Source organism: Methanoculleus sp. SDB (assembly GCA_001412355.1).
Taxonomy (GTDB): Archaea; Halobacteriota; Methanomicrobia; order Methanomicrobiales; family Methanomicrobiaceae; genus LKUD01.
The window spans coordinates 1-18695 of the sequence record LKUD01000052.1; the positions used below are offsets into that span (position 1 = coordinate 1).

Consider the following 18695-nt stretch of genomic DNA (forward strand, 5'->3'; position numbering starts at 1 on the left):
CTGACTCCCTGTACAAGCTGGACGCATCGTCCCCCGAGGATATCGACGGCAGGGAATATTTCCATCAACGTCACCTGATTATGCGGTCAATCGGCATGACAAGGATATCTCTCGCACCCGCTTTCTTCAGCAGGCTGATGAGCTGATAGATCCGCTCTTCCGCCACGACGGCGTGCACCGCCACCAGATTTTGGTCGGATGCGACGTCCATTACCGTCGGGCCCGACAATCCCGGCAACACCGTTTTGACCTCATCGAGTGCCTCACGATGAACATTCATCATTACATATGCCTGTCCCTGCGCACGAATCACGCTCTCGAGGGCGAGCCGGAGCTCCTCGATCTTTCCTGCATGAGATGTCATGCTGTCCGGGTTGGCGATAAGGATCGTGCAGGACTCGAGGATCGTATCAATTACCCTCAGGCGGTTTGTCCGGAGCGTATTGCCCGAGCTTGAGAGATCCACAATTGCATCGGCGATGCCGAGGTAGGGAGTCGCCTCGCACGCTCCGCCGACCGGGACTATCGTTACATGGAGGCCGAGGCCCGAAAAATAGCCGCGGGTGATGGCGGGAAATTCGGTCGCGATCTTTGCACCGTCCAGATCGCGTGGGTTGGCGACGCCTGCATCGTCGGGCACCGCAAGGACAAGTGTTGCGGCACCGATGCCGAGGTCGAGCAGTTCGGTGACGGTTGATCCCCGCTCCAGCACCATATCCCTCCCGGTGATGCCGATGTCAGCGGCACCGTTCGCGACATATTCGGGGATGTCGATCGGGCGTGCGAAGAGGATTTCGATTGCGGGATCGCATGTCCGTGCAATGAGCTGCCTGTCACCGCCGTTCGTCACATGCAGGCCGCTTTTTTCGACCAGATCCATAATCGGCCGTGCGATCCGCCCTTTGTTCGGAACGGCAAGTCGCAGGCGGTCAGAAGGTTTTGAGTTCACCTTTGATGACCCTCTCGGTGATGGTGGTGATGTTCGCAAGCTCATCGTTGATGATTGCCTCGACATCGCGAGAGATGGCGGTCGTGTCCGCACCCGGGAGCGGGATATACTGGACGCCTGCAACCAGCGGGTGGTCGATGGGTTTGCCGATCTGGGAGAGCAGACGGACATACATCTCCTCGATTCCCTCGACCCGGGCTACACAGTGCTGGGCCATTTCCGTTGCCAGCAGGTTGTAGATTTTTCCGATATGGTTGATGGGATTCTTGCCGCTGGTCGCCTCCATGCTCATCGGACGGTTGGGAGTGATCAGGCCGTTTGCCCGGTTGCCCCGGCCGACCGAGCCGTCATCGCCCATCTCGGCGGACGTCCCCGTTACCGTCAGGAAGAGATTGCCGGTTCCGTAATCGTCACCGGTATTGACCGCAACGGAAATTTCCCGGTCGGTATATTTCCGTGCCTGTACCGCGACTTCGTCCTGCATCATTTCGACGGCGGTGATGTAATCGTCGAGACCGGCACAGAACCGGTCGATCATCGCAGTACACAGGGTAAGAGTGATCCTGTCCTGGTCCCGAAGGCCCATGATCTTGATATCCGTCCCGATGATCGGATTTCGTGGCCGGATCACGGTGTCGATATAATCGCTGACTTCTCTCGTGATTGTTTCCAGCTCGGAGAACGGTGCGTGCCCGACTCCGAACGATGTATCGTTTGCGTGGGGAATCGGGTTGCTCCCGCCCGCCCTGAAGACTCCCTGCAGGTCGGACGATCCGCGCCCCATTCTGCAGTCCACGATGACATCCTGTTCGAGATCGAGGTAGGTAAGCGTGGAACGGAGGTAGTTGCGTGCCGCCCTCACGGCGATGGCGTCGGTCGGAATGATCCGGCCGTTGACGTCTTTTGACGCCCGTCCCGTCAGGAGAACGTAGACCGGCCGGGTGACCCTGCCACCCCCGAATTTTGGAAGGGATTCGCCTGCGACAATCTCGCCCTGGTCGGTATTGTGATGAAGCACTGCGCCGCATTCTTCAATATACGCGCTCGATAATGCCCTGCTGATGGATTCGGCGATCCCGTCCGCAAGACTGTCGGGGTGCCCGATCCCTTTGCGTTCGACGAGTTCAATCTGCTGCTTTTCAATAGGAACCTGCTGCAGTTTTTCTACTTTGATATTCCGTGTCATGTCGGCCCTCGAATCAGTCAGAATAAATATAGTAAAATTGCCGGTGAGTCACTTAACGATTTCCTTACGGATAAGATCCGGGCATTTTTCCGGCATCCATGTGCTGCCCGAAAAAGCGGGCGGCGGCATCCACCCCCCGGAGTCTTTTCTTACTGGTCGTATCTCACAATCCTAAGATCCGAGTTGATGGAGAGCTTGCACTCCCCGTCACGAAACACCCGGACGATACCGCCGCTTTCCGAAAGCGTCACACCGACGACCGGGAGTTTTTTGGTTATGGCCGCGGCGGCTCGATGCCGTCCACCGAGGCCCGCCGGTATCCGGACACAGCCGCCGTCCATATCGAGGTACCTGCCTGCCGCCCGGATTATGCCGTCCCGTTCGACGACAAAGACACCGTCGAGCAGGGAAAATTCCTTGATGCTTTCCCAGTTGTCCCTGTTTTTAATATCGCAGTCTTCCGGTTTCTGTCCGAGGAAAGGATTGAGGATTGCCTGGTGTGAGTGGGCGAAGATCTCATCGGAGTCCCCGATGATAAATGCGGTGCCCACCGGCCGCCCTTCCCGGCCCTGAACACCGATCTCCGTCGCGAGGCTGATCGCAGCGAAGATGATGTCACGCGGTACGATATCCTCATATTCCCGGATATTGATGAAATTCCGGGCCTGCTTGATGTCATAGATGAGAATGGCGTACGGGAGCACGCCGACCATCTGGCCTTCCTCAAACCGCCGTGAGAGATAGATCTGGACGGCAGCGTCAAGCAGGTGCCGTTCCGAGACTTCAAAGATGTCCTGCATCGTCAGTTCCTTCAGAACGTCAATCTGCAGATCCTGCACCCAGATGACGGGTATCTCCGACTCAAAAGGAAAGGGTTCGACAAATGAGACGATCGCCTTCGCGCCGATATGTGTGGCGAGGTCCGCCGCCGTATGCATCAGGATTTTCTGGATCATAGCAGGCTGCGTATCATTCCGGGAATTTCCGAGGGTTTCGATGCAACGGGAACCGACATCTTTTGCAGTCGCCGGATCTTCGAGCGGGCGTCGCCTTCGCCTCCTTCGATGATGGCGCCGGCATGCCCCATCCTCTTTTCAGGTGGGGCTGAAACGCCCGCGATGTAGGCAACAATCGGGATGTCGCAGCCCGCCGCCCCTTCTTCTTCAAGATGCCCCCCTACTTCGCCGATGAGAACGACGGCCCGCGTTTCGCCATCATCTTCGAACCGGCGGAGCACGTCGGAAAATGTCTGGCCGATGATGGGATCACCGCCGATTCCGACGACTGTGCTCTGGCCGATCCCTGCACGGGACAGCTCGTCGACGACTTCGTAGGTGAGCGTCCCGCTTCGGGAGATGACGCCGACGTGCCCCCGCGAGAAGAGATGGGACGGCATGATGCCGAGCTTGATCGCGCCGGGAGAGAGGATGCCCGGGCAGTTCGGGCCGACGACGGTGCAGCCCTCCGCTCCGGCATAGGCGATTGCCCGCATCGCATCGTGGACCGGGATATGCTCGGTGATTGCGACAACAAGATCGATGCCTGCGTGGGCGGCCTCCATGATCGAGTCTCCTGCCGCCCGCCCCGGCACGAACAGGACGCTTGCACCCGCATCGTGCTCCTTCATCGCCTCGCGCATGGTGTTGTAGACCGGGACGCCGTGCACAACCTGGCCCGCCTTCCCGGGCGTGACGCCGGCAACCACACCCCGTCCTCCCACGTCCCGGGCATACTGATTCATGAGGTCGAGATGGAATGCTCCCTGGTTGCCTGTTGCTCCCTGTACGATAATTCCCGTCGATGCGTCACCAAAGATCATCCGGTCGCCTCCACTGCCGCCTGCACGGCATCCTCCATGGTATCAAGCATTCGGTACCCTTTCTCCTCGAGAATACGCCGTCCTTCGATTTCGTTGGTACCTGCCAGCCGGACGATGACCGGCTGGTCGACACCGGCATCGACGATGCCGCGTGCGACTTCATCACAGCGGGTAATCCCGCCGAGCAGGTTCACCACTATCACGGATACGCCCGGCATCCCGGCAACGAGGCGTACAGCCCTGCAGACACGCTCACGGCCCGCCCCGCCACCGACATCAAGGAAATTCGCAGCCTGCCCCCCGTACTGCCCGATGAGATCGAGCGTTGCCATCGTCAGTCCCGCTCCGTTGCCGATTACACCTATCGATCCCGCGAGCTCGACGTAACTGAAACCATGCAATTCCGCCTCTTTTTCACGATCGGTCAGATCGCGGTTTACCGTGATACCCTGACGTCCGAGAGCATTGTCGTCCAGAATCAGTTTTGCATCGGCGGCATATACCCCCTGTTTCGTCGTTACGAGGGGATTGATCTCCGCAAGCAGCGCATCTTTTTCGACAAGCACGTGGTAGAGCTGGTTGATGACCGGAGCGATCTCCTTCGGCGCATCGCCGGTGAGGAACCGAAGCAGAAACTGCGGCACGTCAGCAAGCAGAGGATTGACGATCGCCCGACGGACGGCGTCAGGATCGTTTCGCGCCGTTTCTTCGATCTCCACACCGCCGGTACCGGCAAAAAGGATCATGATCTGTTTGCTCGACCGGTCGAGGGTGATGCTGAGATAGTATTCGTGCTCGATGGGCAGCCGCTCCTCGACAAGGATCTTGTCCACGGGGACGCCCTTAATCGTCCGCGAAAACAGGTCGCGTGCGGTATCGGGCGCACGAGCGGCATCCGCCATCAGGATCCCTCCTGCTTTCCCCCGTCCGCCTACGTCAACCTGTGCCTTTAAGACGACATGAGGGCCGAGTCCGGGCAGATGGAGCATCATTTCGTCCGGACTGTTGATGACCACTCCCTCGGGGATACGAATGCCGTGTTTTTCAAAAATATTTTTTGCTTCATATTCGAGCAGTTTCATGCTTCTCCCCTCTTTCCCAGTTCAAAACCTCTCTGGAGCGCTTTCATATTAAGTTCCTCCGTTCCTTTCGGCACACTGTCAAGCACCGCTTTTTCAATGGCCGAAGTGCTGACGACGCCCGTCGCCGTGACCAGTGCCCCGAGCATGACGATATTTGCAACGATCACCCGTCCGAGCGTCTTTTTTGCCTCGGCTGTTGCGGCTATTTCCCGGCATATGCAGGCGGGCCGCGAATGGACCAGATCGGAATCGATGAGCATTATCGCCTCTTCCGGCGCATCGGCCCCGTATTTTTCATACCCCTGCTGGGACATGATGACATAGATGTCGGGATGCGTCACCTTGGGAAAGAGGATCGGCTCGTCATCGATGACCACGGCACTCATTGAGGCACCGCCGCGGGCTTCGGGACCGTATACCTGTGTCTGCACGGCGTACTTCGCGTCGTAGAGCGCCGCCGCCCTGCCGAGAATGACGGCAGAGAGGATTATTCCCTGACCGCCAAATCCGGAAAACCTCACTTCGTGCCTCATTTCAGCACTCCCTGCGCCGGGCGCGCCCGCCGGACGAATTCTCCCACCGCGAACATATCCGCGGGAACCGTCTCTCCCTCCTCTTCCATCCGCTGTTTCTTCTGTATGAGCAGCGCGTGGGTCTTCAGATACGTCATCATGTCCGATACCTGCCGGAGCTTGTTCCTCCTCCCGTACGCGGTCGGGCACTGCACCATCGCTTCGATAAATGAAAATCCGGGTGTTTCGAGTCCTGCCCGTACCGCTTTTGTCAGTTCGGTCACATGGTAGGATGTCCACCGTGCAACATAGTTTGCCCCCGCCGTAACGGCAAGCGCTGAGAGGTCGAAAACCGGTTCGCACATACCGTAGGGGGTGGTGGTCGAGATTGCGCCCGCAGGCGTGCAGGGGCTTCCCTGCCCCCCTGTCATCCCGTAGATCATGTTGTTCATGCACACGCCCGTGATATCGATATTCCGGCGGCACGCATGAATGAAGTGATTGCCGCCGATTGCCGCAAGATCGCCGTCTCCCGTGAATACGACGACGTGGAGCCGCGGGTTTGCGAGTTTTACACCGGTGGCGAAGGCGAGGGCCCTGCCATGCGTCGTATGGAGCGAGTCGGTGATGATGTACCCCGGTGCCCGGGAGGAGCAGCCGATGCCGGAGATGAACACGGTATCATCGCGTTTCCATCCCATCTCCTCGACCGCCTCAAGTGTGCAGTTTATTACGGTCCCGTTTCCGCAGCCGGTGCAGAAGATATGCGGCAGCCGGTCTTCCCTGAACCAGTCCTCAAAACTCATCGGAACGCCTCCGCAACTGCCAGAAGCTCGTCGGGCGTGTGGAGCTCGCCTCCGAGTTTGGGCACGGAGAGTACCGCCGCGCAGGTATGCCGTTCGATCTCACGGGCAATCTGGCCGAAGTTCATTTCCGGGACGATAAATGCCCGGGCATGGGGGAATTCCGCGAGCATATCTTCGGGAAACGGCCAGACTATCCGCAGCTGCAGGTGCCCGAACGCTTTTTCCGGGTTGTCGTGCAGCACCTGCCAGACCGTTCGTGTCGGCGGGCCGTAGGTGACGAAGACGATCTCCGCTTCAGGATTTACCAGAGTGACATCGGCTATCGCGTGGCGTGCATCCTCCACCTTCCGGACGAGCCGTTTGACCAGGGCGGCGTGGAGCGCAGGATCGGTCGCTTCGGGATACCCGCGTTCGTCATGCGTAAGGCCGGTCACATGCACGCCGTACCCTTTCCCGAACTCGGGAAATCCGGGAACGCCGTCGTCACCTGCCGTAAACGGGAGCACCCCCGGTTCGAGGGGGCGGCGCGGGACGACCTTTACCGTGTCCGGGATTTCAATGCGCTCCCGCATATGGCCCACCACCTCGTCGGACATGACAAAGACCGGGATCCTGAATCTGTCGGCCAGATTGAACGCTTTCACCGTCAGGTCGTACATCTCCTGCACGCTTGCAGGGCAGAGTGCGATCGTGCTGTAATCGCCGTGCGACCCGAAGCGGCACTGGAGCATATCGCCCTGCGCCGCCATGGTCGGCTGTCCGGTGCTCGGACCTCCCCGCTGGATATTGATGATTACGCACGGTGTTTCCGTCATTGCCGCATAGCCGATATTTTCCATCATCAGGGAAAAACCCGGCCCGCTCGTGGCGGTCATTGCACGGGCGCCGGTCCACGACGCCCCGATGACGGCGGCGATGCTGCCGATCTCGTCCTCCATCTGTACGAAGACGCCGTCCATCTTCGGCAGACGCCGGGCCATATGTTCGGCAATCTCCGTCGACGGTGTGATCGGATAGCCACCGAAGAACCGGCATCCCGCGGCAAGAGCTGCTTCCGCACACGCCGTGTTCCCCTGCATGAATTCGATTTTCGTCAAAACTCGATCACCACCTTCCGGGCTTCGTAGGGCTTCTCTTCCTCCCAGGAAATAGCCTGATCGGGACAGATCATCTGGCAGACGCCGCAGAGGCGGCGGCCGTACAGTCCCTGAAGCCTGCAGTTCGTACATCGTTCGGGCCGGTCGAGTTCGGGAATGATAATACCCCGGTCGTTGGGCCGTGTGCCTTCGCGGAAAATGCGGTACGGGCAGACCATCGTGCACAGATTACATCCCTTGCAGCGGCGTCCGTCGATTACGAGTTTCATGAGGCATTTCCTGTATCATATCTGTTTGTATTCAAAGCCATCCTTTTCTTCCCCGGGTGATTGCCTGTCCTCTGCCGCCCTTTACCACCCGTGTTCCCTGCACAGCGTCTCAAACCTCCGGTGAGCCTGCAGTTTCACATCGTCAAAGAGGTCCCCGCCGTGGGCGTCCATCCCGACGACGAGGGGAAGCCGGTCGAGATCGATTGCCCAGACCGCCTCCGCCATACCGAGATCTTCGAACCACACACCCGCAAGGGTCATGCGGGAGGCGGCGAGAGCGGCGCACCCCCCGGTGAAAGCGAGGTACACCCCCCGTCCGGCAAGGGCCCGGCGAACCGTTTCGTCCATGCCCCCTTTTCCGATGAGTGCCCGCACTCCGGAATCGAGCAGAAATTCCGTGAGGGTGTTCATCCGCGCCGATGTCGTCGGCCCTGCGGCGATGATCCGGCCGTCCCGCACAATCGGGCCGCAGTGGTATACTGCCGCTCCTTCGGGATCAAAGGGAATCCCTTCCTCCTGCATCCGGAGGTGAGCCTCGTCGCGGGCGGTATACACCCGTCCCGAGAGCGTGACAGGGTCACCGGCCCGGAGCGAGAGCACGTCATCGCCGAGGGGTGTTACGAGGTCTGTCATGGAACGATTACCTTCTCTGTCGCCCGCCGGCAGGCCCAGCACTGGACATTCACCGCCACCGGGAGCGAGGCCGTGTGGCAGTCTCCCCTGCGGACTTTCACGGCAAGTGCCGTCGTATCCCCCCCGAGGCCCATGGGGCCGATGCCGAGTGAATTGATCGCATCGCAGAGTTCCTGCTCATAGTCGGTCATTTCATCAACGGGCTGGAGAAGCGCCTCTTTTGCGAGCGCCGCCGCACCGTCGAAGGTGCTCCCGATGCCGACGCCGAGCACGACCGGCGGGCAGGGCTTTCCCCCGGCACGCAGCATCGTTTCGGCAACAAACCGGCCGATTGCGTCTTTCTCCGACGGAAGCAGCATCCCGATGCGGGAAACGTTTTCTGAGCCCGCTCCCTTGGGAAGCACTGTGACGTCACACGCGTCCCCGTGCCGCACGTGGATAGCGGGCATGCCCCGGCCGCAGTTGTTTCCCGTGTTGGCACGGCTGAGAGGATCGACCACGTTCGGCCGCAACGGGATGGCGGCTGTCGCCGCTCGTACCCCTTCCGCGACGGCGTCGCCCATGTGGCTGGTATATGCCATACCCTCAGGAAGGGTGAGATAAATCACCGGAACTCCGGTGTCCTGGCAGATCGGAACGTTTCGCGCCGCCGCTTCGGAAATGTTCGCAAGAATATTCTCCAGTTCGGCCCGGGCGGTCGGATTCGTTTCGGTGCGGGCCGCATGGGCAAGCCTCCGCATGATATCGCGCGGCAGCTCAATCTCAGCCTTCCTGAGTGCCGATTGGGTCGCCTCCGCAATGGCGCTATAAAGGGGCGTCTGCTCCGGATGTGACATCCTTTATTAGTAAAGGTTGTATGCCTTAAAAAAATTCATGGTTGTCCGGACACGTTTTCACCGTATCCCGGCACACATGCCTGAAAAAATAGATATCCGCAATCAGTCGCGCTTCGTAATGACAACACGACCGGGTGACGGGAGTTTGTAGATACCGTGGCGGAGGGCGTCCTTTGCCTTGTCGAGATATTCTTCCGAGGTATAGATGGTAAAGATCTTCTGTTTCTCTGAAACCCGTGCCGCCGTCCCGACTGCCTTGCCAAACGCCGCCCGCATGCCCTCGGAAACACGGTCCGCGCCCGCACCGGTTGCCTGCTTGTTCTCCCGGAGAACCTGGTGGGGGTAGGTGCGGAGTTTGAGGTGGAAATTCATCCTTCCGACTTCCTTCATGAGCCTGCGGTTGATATTCACACGCGCTGCTTCAAGGGCGGTGTGGCGTATCTGGCATGCCTCTTCGACAAGGATTGATGCCTCGTACGGGAAGTCTTCCCGCAGGTTGCCCATATCGAACTGGACAATCTTGCTCCCGGGGACACCTCCCATGTATTCACGCCGAGTATATGCCTTTTTTGTGATATTCCTGTACATTTTCGCTGGTTTTCTGACCATTGACAGACACCCCTCGTTCTGTTAAACGTGCTTTAAAAAAAGGTTATATTTCCTAATAAACCTACCGACCCACCTGGCAGTGCTGCATCAGCCCGAGGACATGCCGCCGGAGTTCTGCGAAATTAGCGGATGTCCGCTCCCGGGGCCGCGGGAGATCCACCGCGATGTTTTCACAGATCCGTCCCGGCCGGGGGCTGAGGACGATGATGCGATCGGCAAGGAAGACCGCTTCGTCCACGCTGTGCGTTACGAAAACGACCGTCTTCCGGGTTTTCTCCCAGATTTCCAGCAGTTCCTGCTGCATGACATTGCGCGTCTGCGCATCGAGCGCCCCGAAGGGTTCGTCCATCAGAAGCACGTCGGGATTGTTTGCGAGTGCCCGGGCGATTGCGACCCGTTGCCGCATTCCGCCCGAGAGTTCGAACGGATAGGCGTCCCTGAACTGTTCAAGGCCGACGAGTTCGAGGTACTCCGCGGCGATCCGCATCCGGGACTCACGGTCCATTCCCTTCATTTCGAGCCCGAACGTGATATTGTCCCTGATGTTTCGCCACGGAAAGAGCGAGTACTCCTGAAACACCATTCCCCGCCTCGGATCGGGCCCGGTGATCTGCTCGCCGTCGATCGTTACCGATCCCCCCGTCGCCGTGTCGAGTCCGGCAATTATCCTGAGAAGCGTGGTCTTTCCGCATCCCGACGGCCCCACGAGGCATACGAATTCCTCGTCCTCGATATCAAGAGTGATCTCCTCGAGTGCAACGGTCGTTACTCCACCCTCTTTTTCGAAAATGCGGTTTAAATTCCGTATGGATACGCCGCTCATGACCGCACCTCCCCGGCACGCCATCGCTCCAGCCTGCTGTCCACATAATAGCGGAAGATCATGTCGATAACAAGGCCGATCAGGCCCAGCAGGAGCATATATACGACGACATTTGCGGTCTGGTGCAGGTTATAGTAAAACCAGAGTTTCTGGCCGAGGCCGAACCGCCCGCCGCCGGCTCCGAAGAGTTCCGCCGCCACAAGGCACATCCATCCCACACCCATTGCAATGCGGATCCCGGCTGCAATGGAGGGAACCGCGGAGGGGAGTGCGACGTGACGGATAAGGCTCAGGTTCGTCGTGCACCCGAGCACCCGTGCCGCCTCGACAAATATCCTCGGCACGCTCTTCAGGCCGGTATAGGTGTTGATGAGAATCGGGAAGAATGCGCCCACGAAGATGACAAATCCGGCTGACTGGTGCGTCAGTCCGAACCAGATGATGGCGAACGGGATCCATGCAAGCGGCGGAATGGGCCGGAGAATTTCGACGATCGGATTCGCGATCCGGTCGATCTCACGAAACCATCCCATCGCGATGCCGATCGGCACGCCCAGAAGCAGTGCGGCGCCGAGCCCGATGACAAAGTGCAGCAGGCTGATTCCAAAGTCGGTGAGCAGTGTCCCGCCCCCGATAAGGGAGATGAACGAGAACAGGACATCCGTAAAGCTTGGAAGGTAAAACCGGCTTTTAACAATCAGATCCGCCACTGCCTGCCAGATTATGATGGCGGTGATGATCGATGCTATCCCGAGCAGTGTGCTGTTCCTGTTATTCCGGTCCCTGTGCATGTGATACAATTCCGTTGTGGTGGTAATCCGGGAGTCTCCGTCATGCCTGTTTTTCCTGTCAGCCGGAAAAACCGGTCGTTTCTGTGCTCCCGTCCATAGTCAGTTGGTGCCCGGGGAAAAAAAAGATGCCCGTGGTTACCCGCGGGCCGTTTCGTAGAAGGAGAGATCAAAGATCTCGTCGCGGGTAAGCGGTGTCGTGATGTACCCCAGCTCGTACTGGATGTCGGTATACCCGACGACGGAATCGACGATCACATTCGGATCCGAGATCCATGTTCCATCCCACTCGTCCAGGGATTCCCTGACAAGCTCGACGTCCCACCCGGTTTTCCGGGCGAATATCTCTGCCGCCTCATCCGGATTGGCGATATTGTAATCGGTCGCTTTGATGTGGATGCGGACGATCTCGGTGACGAGATCGGGATGATCGCGGATCAGGGTCCCGCTGGCAACCAGCACGCAGCATGCATGCTCCGGCGCCATCTTCCCCGACGTGACCACGGACCTGCCGTTTCCTTCGCTTTTGATGATGCTGGGTGCGGGATGCGGGAGGAAAACGCCGTCGACCTGTCCTGCCGTGATGGCGGTGATGGCATCACCCGGGCCCATGCCGATGATCGTGACATCTTCCACGGGATCGAGACCGTTTTCTATCAGCCAGTTCCTGAGCAGTGTGTCCTGAATGGTCCCGGGGGGGAATGTGGCTATCTTCAGGCCTTTGAGATCCCCGGGTACTTCGTAGGCAATCTCGTTCCTGAGCACGAGATCCGATCCCTGTGTCTGCACAGCGGCGATGATCTTTGCATCGAGCCCGTTTGCGAGGGCCGATATCACCGGTGCGGCACCGACGTAGGCGATGTCCAGTTCACCGGCAAGCATCGCCTGCATTTCCGGGGCACCCGTCGGGAATTCGAAGTCCGTTACTTTTTCAACACCGAAACCTTCGAGATCCTGCGCCCACCAGCCCTTTTCCAAGGCGGTCATCTCGGCAATCTGATGCGTACTGGGCTGGTAGCCGATACGCAGTTCTGTCACCTTCTGTTCGGGTGCTGTGGATGTACAGCCGCAGATGAGTGCACATGCGAAAAATAACGCGATGGCGCCGACAATAATTCCTGTGCGTGAGTTCATGGTTCTTACCTCATGGACATCTGGAGTCCTGTTGTTACACACAGGTTTCGGGTGTCGCTATAAAATAGTATCGGATTATGGGAAATTAATTTGTCTTAAAAGGTAAGTTTATTTTAAATTTTAATACTAATGTTGTAAATCCTCTCAATAAGTGTCCACGATGGACCGATCTCCGCCGCAGGCGAATCCGCAGCGGCTGCCGGCCTGATCCGGGCCCGGAGCAGAGGGGAAGGACAGCACGGGGCGTGCCCTTAATCTCATTTCAGCGCATTGGTATGATCAGGGACGGGAGATACGATGCATGGTGATCCGCTACGGAAAGGACGCCTCGGAACCGGCCGCCCCCCCGCTGTCGCGGAGTTTCTCTCCTCGATGGAGGCGGACCGCTGGATTGCCGGGGCTGACGTCCTCGTTGACATTGCCCATCTCCTGATGCTGCGCCGCCAGGGGATAGTCGGGGAGGAGCACGCAGCTGCCGTGCTCAGGGCGCTCGTCGGGATGGCGGAGGACGGTGTGCCGGAGACCGCTTTTGATGACCGCTACGAAGATATCCACGCCGGTATTGAGGCGCACCTGATCGAGGTTGCGGGCACGGATGCGGGCGGGCGGCTGCATATGGGGCGGTCACGGAACGACGAGGTGGCGACCTGTCTGCGGATCCGGCTCCGACGGGAGATGCTTCTGCACATGAAAGCCGTGAATTCCCTCCGTGCCGTGCTCCTCCGTCGTGCGGCCGCCCATACTCATTCGGTGATGCCGGGATTCACCCACCTGCAGCATGCGCAGCCAACGACGCTCGCCCATCATCTCCTCGGGTATGAACAGGCGTTTGCCCGGGACTTTGAACGCCTCCGGGATGCGTTTGCCCGTGTCGACCGCTGCCCGCTCGGTGCAGCGGCATTTGCGTCGACGGGTTACCCCATCGACAGGGCGTATGCGGCGGGCCTGCTCGGATTTCCGGCACTTGCCGAAAACACGATGGATGCCGTGTCCGCACGTGATTTTGCTCTTGAAACGCTCTCCGCCTGGGCAATTCTGATGGCCACGGCAAGCCGGCTCTGCGAGGAGCTGATTATCTGGAGCTCCGCTTTCGTTGATTTTGTCCGGCTGGACGACGCATACTGCTCGACGAGCTCGATTATGCCCCAGAAGAAGAACCCCGACACCGCGGAAATCCTGCGGGCCAAAACGGGGACCACCACAGGGGCGCTCCTGGCCGCTCTCACCTGCATGAAGGGCCTTCCCATGAGCTACAACCGCGATCTGCAGGATCTCACCCCTCATCTCTGGCGTGCGGCAGAAACGGTGGGCCGGTGCCTTCCCCTGATGTCAGGCATGCTTGATTCCGCAACCTTCATGACAGCACGCATGCACGAAGAGGCGGGAAGGGGGTATTCGACCGCCACGGATCTTGCCGACGTGCTGGTCCGAGATTTCGGGCTGCCGTTCCGGACCGCTCACGGCATTGTCGGGCGGGCGGTCCGCATGGGATCGCTCACTCTCGCCACGCTGGAAACCGCAGCGCGTGAGATGGCCGACATCTCTCTTGTCGGGCGTGGCGTGACCGACGATGTCGTCGGGCGCGCTCTCGATGTCACCTTCTCGGTGACAAGCCGGAACCAGCCGGGCGGACCCGCACCGGAGGCGGCAGCCGCTTCCATCGGCGGACATGAGGAGCGGCTGGCCGCCGACAGAAGGTGGGTGGAGGACACGGAGGAACGGATCGATACGGCACTTTCGGAGCTTGTTCGCACAGCACAGGATGTGGTACGATAACTGATACGGATACGGCACGGAGCGGTGACCGGGTGTGCTGCACTATTGCCGGAACAGAACTTACCGGAACGTACATCACGTCCCGGGGGCATCATGCGGTCGTGAAACTCGACAACGGATACAATATCGGGGTGCCGGCTGCGTCGATCGTCTGCAGGGAAGCGGCTCCGGCCGTCGCCCCGGTCGTCTCTCCCGCCGAACAGAACCCGGATCTCCCCGATGTGGCGATTATCTCGACCGGCGGCACAATCGCGAGCAGAATCGACTACCGGACCGGCGCGGTCACGAGCCAGTTCTCCGCGGATGACATCCTGCGGGCGATACCCGGGCTCGCAGAGATAGCGTCGTTCCGTGCCCACCAGCTTGCCACGATCCTCTCGGAGAATATGCACTCCGGTCTCTGGCAGGATATTGCCCGCTGCATCTATGACGAGATCCGGCGCGGTGCGGAGGGCGTTATCGTGACCCACGGCACCGACACGATGTCCTATTCTGCGGCGGCGGTGAGTTTCATGCTGGAGACTCCCGTGCCGGTGATATTCGTCGGATCCCAGCGATCCGCGGACCGTCCGAGCAGTGACAACGTGATGAACGCCCTGTGCAGTGCGCAGGCAGCGATCAGCAATCTCGGCGAAGTTGCGGTTGTTATGCATGCATCGACGAGTGACGACCGCTGTTCGATTCACCGGGGCACCCGCGTCCGGAAGATGCACACGTCACGGCGCGATGCTTTCAGGAGCGTCGGCATTCCGCCCATCGGCACGGTTGAGTACCCGTCGCTCGAGGTCTCGCTCAGCCCCTCCGCCGTATTGCGCGGCAGCACCGAACCGGCACTCCGGGACCATTTTGACAATCACGTCGGCCTGGTTGCGTTTTACCCCGGGATGGATGCCTCCGCCATTGCCGCGTACGCGGGATTCCACGGGCTTGTCATCTCGGGGACGGGCCTCGGCCATGTCTCCGCCGACTGCATCCGGACGATCTCCGGACTCATCCGTGACGGGACGAATGTCGTCATGACGTCCCAGTGCTTAAACGGGCGTGTCTGTGACCGCGTTTACGACACCGGGCGCGATCTTCTCACGGCTGGTGTTATCGAAGGGGAAGACATGCTGCCCGAGGCGGCTCTCACGAAGCTCATGTGGGTGCTCGGCTCCACGGACGATCCCGACGAGGTGAAACGGCTCATGCAGACGAATCTGCGGGGTGAACTCGGGAGGTGCAGCCCCCATGGATTATGAAGCAATCGGCCTGAAGGCGGGAATCGAAATCCACCAGCAGCTTGACACGGCAGAGAAACTTTTCTGCCACTGTCCGACCCGGCTCCGGGACATTTCGGAGAGGAACGGGGAATTTTTCCGGTACTTACGTGCGACCGAGAGCGAGCTCGGCGAGATTGACCGGGCGGCGAGAGAGGAGATGAAGGAGGTTCGGCGCTTCTCCTACTATGCCTACGATACGACATGCCTTGTCGAGAACGACGAAGAGCCTCCGGCACCTCTGAATCCCGAAGCTCTCATGGTCTGCCTCACGATTGCCAAGATGACGGGCGCAACCCCGATCGAACAGGTGTACGTGATGCGCAAACTTGTCATCGACGGATCGAACACGAGCGGATTCCAGCGTACGGCATTAATCGCGCTGAACGGCGTGATCCCCGCCGGTGCCCGGATCGAGACGCTCTGCCTGGAGGAGGAGGCGGCGCAGCGGGTTCGCGACAGTACGTTTTCCCTCGACAGGCTGGGTATTCCCCTTGTCGAGATTACCACGGCTCCGGATATGCGCACACCGGAGCAGGTGAAGGAAGTGGCGGCATACATCGGCATGCTCCTCCGCTCGACCGGGCGGGTCAAGCGCGGTATCGGGACGATCCGGCAGGATGTCAACATCTCGATTGCGGGCGGTGCGCGTGTGGAGATTAAGGGGGTGCAGGAGCTCGATTTGATCGACGAGGTGGTTCGCCGGGAGGTCGTGCGGCAGCAGCAGCTCCTCCTCATCCGGGACGAGCTGCATGCCCGCGGGGCGGTGGCGGATCCCGTCCCGATCCCGGTCGGGGACCTGTTTAAAGAGACGAAATCCGCTATCCTTAAAAAAGCACCTCACATCCTCGCGATCCGGCTCCGGGGTTTTGCGGGCATCGTGGGCCGGGAGATACAGCCGGGCCGCCGCCTGGGCAGCGAGATGTCCGATTATGCGAAGAAATGCGGTGTTGGCGGCATCTTTCACACCGATGAACTGCCCGCATACGGCGTGACGGCGGAGGAAGTCTCCCTGCTCAGGGCACGCGTCGGAGCGGACGATGCCGACTGCGTCGTCATCGTGGCGGCCTCACGGCAGAAAGCCGAATGTGCGGTGCAGCAGGTTGTCCGGCGGGCACAGTATGCACTGGACGCGGTACCGGAGGAGACCCGGAAGATGCTTGAGGGGGGGAGCACGGCATATATGCGCCCCCTTCCGGGCGCCGCACGCATGTACCCGGAGACCGACGTGCTCCCGGTTTCCCTGAGCCGTGAGTGCTGGGACGGGCTGCCGGTTCCCGAACTTCTCTCCGACAAGGCCGGGCGTTTCTGCTCGGCATACGGGTTTGATGAACAGCTTGCCCGCCAGCTCGTCTATTCGGACCGGCTGTCGCTCTTTGAGCGGGCGGTGGCAGAGGGAGTGAAGCCGATGCTTGCCGCACGGGTACTCCTTGCAACGCTCCGCGAACTGCAGCGTGACGGTGTGGAAACCGGGGCTCTTGCGGACGATGCCATTCTGTCCGTCCTCGGGAAGGTCGAATCCGGCGATCTTGCCAAGGAAGCGATCCCGGACGTGCTCCGTGAGGTGGCAGCCGGGGCGGGCGTGGAGGAGGCGGCAGAGCGGATCGCGCCGCCGATCACGTCCGCCGAACTCGTGTCAATTATCAGGGCGATTCTGCTCGAAAGAGAGGAATTCGTCCGTGAACGCGGTATGGGCGCCCTTGGCCCCCTGATGGGGGTCGTCATGCAGGAAGTGAGGGGACGTGTTGACGGCCGGCAGATTGCGGAGATCCTGAAGGAGGAGCTCGCGGCACTGCTCTGAGGGATGATGCCAGCAGGTATCTTTAAGAGTATTCTTTCCCTAATTTATAAGGAGTTGTTTTATGGGTAAAACAGGCACTACAACGTGGATTCAGGTAAAAGGGGTAAACGGACAGATCCGCCTTGTACCCCAGCAGGAAGGTTCATATAAAAAACCCGGCCCGAACCAGCGGTTCAAGTCGGGCGGTCCGCTCCGGAAGGCAACGCAGACGTCGCAGGACGACAGGTTCCGCCGGGGCGGCCGGGGCGGCGGCCGGGGAGGACGGGGTCGCGGCGGTGCCCAGATCGACAAACGGTTCCGCAGGCGCATCAAGCGTGCGACATCGAAGGTCATGGGGCCGAAGCAGGCATCGAAGCGCTGATATTCCGGAATTTCCGGACGTCTTCATACATTTTTATATAGCCTCGTTTTGTTACTATGAGTATGGATCTTAAGGATGCCGTTCTTCAGTTCTCCTATGCTGAGCGTGCAAAATCCGAGTTGATAATCGTATCCGCCCTCACCGGATCGCTTGAAGGCTATAAGGGAGACGAGCGAACCGGTGCCCGAAGGATGCTCAGCTCAGTGTCGGGAGCGGTGAGCTCCGAATTGGCGTTTGCCTCGCAGGCGACATCCAATGAGGACTTTACACGGGCTGTTTCCCTGCTGAACGAGGCAATGAGCCGGATCGACGGCGAGGACTATTCGGGTGCATCGGAGACGATTGGCAGGGCTATTTCCGCCGTGACAACGGCAGCGCAGCGTGCCTGGCAGGTGCTCAGCGACAATGAACTTGTCTGATTTTTTAACGTTTCTGGAGACGCGGTCGTCGGTGCGCGAATACGACCCCGTGGTGCCCGATCCCTCCCTGATATCCTCCCTCCTCCGGTGCGCTTCACGGGCACCGAGTGCCGGCAACCGCGAGGCATGGGATGTCGTTGTTGTTACGGCTCCCTCTCTCCGTGAGGGACTGATGGAGGCGGCGTACGAACAGCGGCATATCGGGGAAGCACCGGCGGTTCTTGTGGTCTCGGCAAATTATATCCGTTCGATGAGCCAGTATGGCGAAAGGGGCATCCTCTATGCACTGCAGGATGCAACCATCGCCGCGACCTATATGATGCTGGGCGCCCACGCCGCGGGACTCCATACGTGCTGGACGGGAGCGTTTGACGAAGAGGGAGTCCGCGAACTTCTCGGCCTCCCCCAGCATTCACGCCCCGTCGTTCTGCTGGCTCTCGGACACGGGCACCTGCCCGCATACCGGACGGAGCGGATGCCCCCCGAAGAACATGTGCATTATGATACATGGTAGGATCATGTAACAGGAGGATGAA

The 18695-nt window shown here is 59.8% G+C and carries 21 protein-coding genes; 6 read left to right on the forward strand and 15 right to left on the reverse strand.

Annotation, left to right across the window (positions count from 1 at the left end):
• Positions 1 to 70 precede the first annotated feature (70 nt).
• From APR53_10685 to APR53_10755, 15 genes are all read right to left on the reverse strand, one after another.
• Positions 71 to 994 (reverse strand): ATP phosphoribosyltransferase, encoded by a 924-nt coding sequence (locus APR53_10685; GenBank protein KQC04301.1) that lies wholly within the window; start codon positions 992 to 994, stop codon positions 71 to 73.
• Positions 930 to 2135 carry an S-adenosylmethionine synthetase gene (locus APR53_10690; protein KQC04302.1) on the reverse strand — a complete coding sequence of 402 codons (1206 nt, stop codon included), beginning with the start codon at positions 2133 to 2135 and terminating at the stop codon, positions 930 to 932. Before APR53_10690 ends, APR53_10685 begins: the two co-directional genes overlap by 65 nt.
• Before the next feature lie 149 nt (positions 2136 to 2284).
• Positions 2285 to 3091, reverse strand: a complete 807-nt coding sequence (locus APR53_10695; GenBank protein KQC04303.1) for a hypothetical protein — start codon at positions 3089 to 3091, stop codon at positions 2285 to 2287.
• On the reverse strand, positions 3088 to 3954 hold the full coding sequence (locus tag APR53_10700) for a succinate--CoA ligase (GenBank protein KQC04304.1): 867 nt from the start codon (positions 3952 to 3954) through the stop codon (positions 3088 to 3090). The genes APR53_10695 and APR53_10700 overlap by 4 nt, the downstream gene beginning before the upstream one ends.
• Positions 3951 to 5036, reverse strand: a complete 1086-nt coding sequence (locus APR53_10705) for a succinyl-CoA synthetase subunit beta (protein ID KQC04305.1) — start codon at positions 5034 to 5036, stop codon at positions 3951 to 3953. The genes APR53_10700 and APR53_10705 overlap by 4 nt, the downstream gene beginning before the upstream one ends.
• A complete protein-coding gene (locus APR53_10710; GenBank protein ID KQC04306.1) occupies positions 5033 to 5569 on the reverse strand; it encodes a 2-oxoglutarate ferredoxin oxidoreductase subunit gamma in 537 nt (178 codons plus the stop codon). Before APR53_10710 ends, APR53_10705 begins: the two co-directional genes overlap by 4 nt.
• A complete protein-coding gene (locus APR53_10715) occupies positions 5566 to 6354 on the reverse strand; it encodes a 2-oxoglutarate synthase (GenBank protein ID KQC04307.1) in 789 nt (262 codons plus the stop codon). The genes APR53_10710 and APR53_10715 overlap by 4 nt, the downstream gene beginning before the upstream one ends.
• Positions 6351 to 7451 carry a 2-oxoglutarate ferredoxin oxidoreductase subunit alpha gene (locus tag APR53_10720; protein KQC04308.1) on the reverse strand — a complete coding sequence of 367 codons (1101 nt, stop codon included), beginning with the start codon at positions 7449 to 7451 and terminating at the stop codon, positions 6351 to 6353. Before APR53_10720 ends, APR53_10715 begins: the two co-directional genes overlap by 4 nt.
• Positions 7448 to 7720: a 4Fe-4S ferredoxin gene (locus APR53_10725; protein ID KQC04309.1), complete on the reverse strand. Its 273-nt coding sequence runs from the start codon at positions 7718 to 7720 to the stop codon at positions 7448 to 7450. The genes APR53_10720 and APR53_10725 overlap by 4 nt, the downstream gene beginning before the upstream one ends.
• Before the next feature lie 81 nt (positions 7721 to 7801).
• Positions 7802 to 8353, reverse strand: coding sequence for a fumarate hydratase (locus APR53_10730; GenBank protein KQC04310.1), 552 nt, complete (start codon positions 8351 to 8353; stop codon positions 7802 to 7804).
• Entirely contained in the window at positions 8350 to 9189 is an 840-nt protein-coding gene (locus tag APR53_10735; GenBank protein ID KQC04311.1) for a fumarate hydratase, read from the reverse strand. Before APR53_10735 ends, APR53_10730 begins: the two co-directional genes overlap by 4 nt.
• Positions 9190 to 9291: 102 nt before the next feature.
• Positions 9292 to 9798, reverse strand: coding sequence for a hypothetical protein (locus APR53_10740; protein KQC04312.1), 507 nt, complete (start codon positions 9796 to 9798; stop codon positions 9292 to 9294).
• Between the two features lie 61 nt (positions 9799 to 9859).
• Complete coding sequence (locus tag APR53_10745; GenBank protein KQC04352.1) at positions 9860 to 10621, reverse strand: nitrate ABC transporter ATP-binding protein; 762 nt, start codon at positions 10619 to 10621, stop codon at positions 9860 to 9862.
• Complete coding sequence (locus APR53_10750) at positions 10618 to 11412, reverse strand: sulfonate ABC transporter permease (protein ID KQC04313.1); 795 nt, start codon at positions 11410 to 11412, stop codon at positions 10618 to 10620. The genes APR53_10745 and APR53_10750 overlap by 4 nt, the downstream gene beginning before the upstream one ends.
• 135 nt (positions 11413 to 11547) lie before the next feature.
• Entirely contained in the window at positions 11548 to 12543 is a 996-nt protein-coding gene (locus APR53_10755; GenBank protein ID KQC04314.1) for a sulfonate ABC transporter substrate-binding protein, read from the reverse strand.
• A gap of 297 nt (positions 12544 to 12840) precedes the next feature.
• On the opposite strand from APR53_10755, the gene APR53_10760 reads away from it, so the two are divergent.
• The 6 genes from APR53_10760 (at position 12841) to APR53_10785 (ending at position 18673) form a co-directional block, all read left to right on the forward strand.
• Positions 12841 to 14319: an argininosuccinate lyase gene (locus APR53_10760; protein KQC04315.1), complete on the forward strand. Its 1479-nt coding sequence runs from the start codon at positions 12841 to 12843 to the stop codon at positions 14317 to 14319.
• Positions 14320 to 14363: 44 nt separating this feature from the next.
• Entirely contained in the window at positions 14364 to 15560 is a 1197-nt protein-coding gene (locus APR53_10765; GenBank protein ID KQC04353.1) for a glutamyl-tRNA amidotransferase, read from the forward strand.
• Complete coding sequence (locus APR53_10770; protein KQC04316.1) at positions 15550 to 17379, forward strand: glutamyl-tRNA amidotransferase; 1830 nt, start codon at positions 15550 to 15552, stop codon at positions 17377 to 17379. Before APR53_10765 ends, APR53_10770 begins: the two co-directional genes overlap by 11 nt.
• Before the next feature lie 61 nt (positions 17380 to 17440).
• Positions 17441 to 17740, forward strand: coding sequence for a hypothetical protein (locus tag APR53_10775; protein ID KQC04317.1), 300 nt, complete (start codon positions 17441 to 17443; stop codon positions 17738 to 17740).
• A gap of 62 nt (positions 17741 to 17802) precedes the next feature.
• Positions 17803 to 18159: a hypothetical protein gene (locus APR53_10780; GenBank protein ID KQC04318.1), complete on the forward strand. Its 357-nt coding sequence runs from the start codon at positions 17803 to 17805 to the stop codon at positions 18157 to 18159.
• Positions 18146 to 18673 (forward strand): nitroreductase, encoded by a 528-nt coding sequence (locus APR53_10785; protein KQC04319.1) that lies wholly within the window; start codon positions 18146 to 18148, stop codon positions 18671 to 18673. Before APR53_10780 ends, APR53_10785 begins: the two co-directional genes overlap by 14 nt.
• Positions 18674 to 18695: the final 22 nt, after the last annotated feature.